Below are 3,781 nucleotides of genomic sequence, written 5' to 3' on the forward strand. Positions count from 1 at the left end.
GCGGCGGCCCTGGGCGAGGACGCCCTCGGCCGCGCCCGGACGGCCGTCGGGGACCGGCACGTGCTCACGCTCAGCCTGGCGGCCGGTCTCGCGCAGGACCTGGCGGCGGCGGGGGAGTCGGAGCGGGCCGACGAGGTGCGGGAGGAGGCCGTGCGGGGCCTGGACGAGCCCTTCTTCGAGGAGCACCGGCAGGTGCGGCACCTGTTCGACGGGCGGCGCCCGTACTGGGACTTCGAGCCGCAGACGATCTGACGCGGACGGTCTGAGCCACGCGGACGGTCTGAGCCACGCGGACGGTCTGAGGCCCCGGCCGCGCGCTGCGAAGACGCGGGACCGGGGCCTCAGGGGCACTGCTCGGAGGTGGTTACGCCTCGAACACCTCACGCACCAGCTGCTCCTGCTCCTGCTGGTGGCGCTTGGCCGAGCCGACCGCGGGGGACGAGGAGTGCGGACGCGAGATGCGGCGCAGGCGCTCGCCGTGCGGGACGTCGGCGCCGACCGCCAGGTCCAGGTGGTCGATCAGGTTGAGCGCGATGAACGGCCAGGCACCCTGGTTCGCCGGCTCCTCCTGGGCCCACAGGTACTTCTCCGCGTTCGGGAACTTGGCGATCTCCGCCTGGAGTTCGGCGCCCGGCAGCGGGTAGAGACGCTCGACGCGGATGATCGCGGTGTCGGTGACACCGTTCTTCTTCCGCGCGGCCTCCAGGTCGTAGTACAGCTTGCCCGCCACGAAGACGACCTTCTTGACCGCGGCCGGGTCGACCGAGTCGTCGCTGATGACCGGGCGGAAGCCGCCCGACGTGAACTCCTCCACCTTCGACGCGGCGGCCTTCAGGCGCAGCATCGACTTCGGGGTGAAGACCACCAGCGGCTTGTGGTGCGGGTTGTGCACCTGCCAGCGCAGGAGGTGGAAGTAGTTCGACGGGAGCGTGGGCATCGCGACCGTCATGTTGTTCTGGGCGCACAGCTGGAGGAAGCGCTCCACGCGGGCGGACGAGTGGTCCGGGCCCTGGCCCTCGTAGCCGTGCGGCAGCAGCAGCGTGACACCGCTGGTCTGGCCCCACTTCTGCTCGGCGGCCGAGATGTACTCGTCGACGACGGACTGGGCGCCGTTGACGAAGTCGCCGAACTGGGCCTCCCACATCACCAGCGCGTTGGGCCGCGCCAGCGAGTAGCCGTACTCGAAGCCCATGACCGCGTACTCGGAGAGCAGCGAGTCGTAGACGTTGTAGCGGGCCTGGTCGGGGGAGAGGTGCTGCAGCGGCGTGTAGTCGTCGCCGGTCTCCCGGTCGATGAGGACCGCGTGGCGCTGGCCGAAGGTGCCGCGGCGCGAGTCCTGACCGGACAGGCGGACCGGGGTGCCCTCCAGGAGCAGCGAGCCGATGGCGAGGGTCTCGCCCATGCCCCAGTCGATCGTCCCGTCCTCGATCATCGCGGCGCGGCGCTGCAGCTGCGGCTGCAGGCGCGGGTGCACGTGGAAGGTGTCGGGGATGTTGACCTGGGACTCGGCGATGCGCTTGACGACCTCCGTGGAGATCGCGGTCGACGTCGCCACCGGGAAACCGGCCTGCGGGTCGACGGCGGACTCGGTCTCGGCCGGGTTCGAGACGGCCTCGCGGACCTCGGTGAAGACCTTCTCCAGCTGGCCCTGGAAGTCCTGAAGCGCCTGCTCGGCCTCTTCCAGGGTGATGTCGCCGCGACCGATCAGCGACTCGGTGTACAGCTTGCGCACCGAGCGCTTCTTGTCGATCAGGTCGTACATCAGCGGCTGCGTGAACGCCGGGTTGTCCGACTCGTTGTGCCCGCGGCGGCGGTAGCAGATGAGGTCGATGACCACGTCCTTGTTGAACGCCTGGCGGAACTCGAAGGCGAGGCGGGCCACGCGGACGACGGCCTCCGGGTCGTCGCCGTTCACGTGGAAGATCGGCGCCTCGATCATGCGCGCCACGTCGGTGGCGTACATCGACGAGCGCGACGACTCCGGCGCGGCGGTGAAGCCGACCTGGTTGTTGATGACGATGTGGACCGTGCCGCCCGTGCGGTAGCCGCGCAGCTGCGACATGTTGAGCGTCTCGGCGACCACTCCCTGGCCCGCGAAGGCCGCGTCCCCGTGCAGGGCGACCGGCAGGACCGTGAAGTCCGTGCCGCCCTTGTTGATGATGTCCTGCTTGGCGCGGGTGATGCCCTCGATGACCGGGTCGACCGTCTCCAGGTGGGACGGGTTGGCCGCGAGCGAGACCTTGATCTGCTCGCCGTCCAGGCCGGTGAAGGTGCCCTCGGCGCCCAGGTGGTACTTCACGTCGCCGGAGCCGTGCATCGACTTCGGGTCCAGGTTGCCCTCGAACTCGCGGAAGATCTGCGCGTAGGACTTGCCGACGATGTTGGCCAGCACGTTCAGACGGCCGCGGTGGGCCATGCCGATGACGACCTCGTCGAGGCGGGCCTCGGCGGCCGAGTCGAGCACGGCGTCGAGCAGCGGGATGACCGACTCGCCGCCCTCGAGGGAGAACCGCTTCTGGCCGACGTACTTGGTCTGCAGGAACGTCTCGAACGCCTCGGCCGAGTTCAGGCGGCGCAGGATGCGCAGCTGCTCCTCGCGCTCCGGCTTGGAGTGCTGGCGCTCGACGCGGTCCTGGATCCACTTGCGCTGCTTGGGGTCCTGGATGTGCATGAACTCGATGCCGGTGGTGCGGCAGTACGAGTCGCGCAGCACGCCCAGGATGTCGCGCAGCTTCATCATCGACTTGCCGGAGAAGCCGCCGACGGCGAAGTCGCGCTCCAGGTCCCACAGCGTCAGACCGTGCTCGGTGACGTCGAGGTCGGGGTGCTTGCGCTGGCGGTACTCCAGCGGGTCGGTGTCGGCCATGACGTGGCCGCGGACCCGGTAGGAGTGGATCAGCTCGAAGACGCGCGCCGCCTTGGTGACGTCGTCGTCGTGCGAGGTGTCGATGTCCTTGAGCCAGCGGACCGGCTCGTAGGGGATGCGCAGGGACTTGAAGATGTCGTCGTAGAACTCGTTCTCACCCAGGAGCAGGTTCGCGACGATGCGCAGGAACTCGCCGGAGGCGGCGCCCTGGATGACCCGGTGGTCGTAGGTCGACGTGAGCGTCATGACCTTCGAGATGCCGAGCTTGTTCAGGGTGTCCTGGCTGGTGCCCTGGAACTCCGCAGGGTAGTCCATCGAGCCGACGCCCATGATGACCGACTGACCGGGCATCAGGCGGGGCACGGAGTGGACGGTGCCCAGGCCGCCGGGGTTGGTCAGGGAGACCGTGACACCGGTGAAGTCGTCCATCGTCAGCTTGCCCTCGCGGGCGCGGCGGACGATGTCCTCGTATGCCTGCCAGAACTCGAAGAAGGTCAGGGTCTCGGCCTTCTTGATGCCGGCGACGACGAGCTGGCGGTCGCCGTTGGGCTTCACCAGGTCGATGGCCAGACCGAAGTTCACGTGGTCCGGCTTGACCAGGGTCGGCTTGCCGTCCTTCTCCGCGAAGGAGTAGTTCATCGACGGCATGGCCTTGATGGCCTGCACCATCGCGTACCCGATGAGGTGCGTGAAGGAGATCTTCCCGCCGCGGGCGCGCTTGAGGTGGTTGTTGATGACGATGCGGTTGTCGAACAGCAGCTTCACCGGGACGGCGCGCACGGAGGTGGCCGTGGGGACCTCGATGGAGGCGTTCATGTTCTTCGCGACGGCGGCGGCGGGACCGCGCAGCGTCACGAACTCGGGGCCGGCGGGGGCCTCGGTCGTCACTTCTTCAGCCTTCTTCGGAGCGGGGGG

General features: G+C 68.8%; 2 protein-coding genes. One reads left to right on the top strand and one right to left on the bottom strand.

The features are described 5' to 3' along the window. A partial coding sequence (locus OFY01_RS15595) for a hypothetical protein (protein ID WP_266600290.1) occupies positions 1-252 on the top strand: 252 nt, incomplete at its 5' end. Positions 253-364: 112 nt separating this feature from the next. On the opposite strand, the gene OFY01_RS15600 is transcribed toward OFY01_RS15595, so the two are convergent. Further along, positions 365-3,754, bottom strand: a complete 3,390-nt coding sequence (locus OFY01_RS15600) for a multifunctional oxoglutarate decarboxylase/oxoglutarate dehydrogenase thiamine pyrophosphate-binding subunit/dihydrolipoyllysine-residue succinyltransferase subunit (protein ID WP_266600292.1) — start codon at positions 3,752-3,754, stop codon at positions 365-367. Positions 3,755-3,781: the final 27 nt, after the last annotated feature.

It is taken from the genome of Streptomyces beihaiensis, assembly GCF_026274175.1.
Classification (GTDB): domain Bacteria; phylum Actinomycetota; class Actinomycetes; order Streptomycetales; family Streptomycetaceae; genus Streptomyces; species Streptomyces beihaiensis.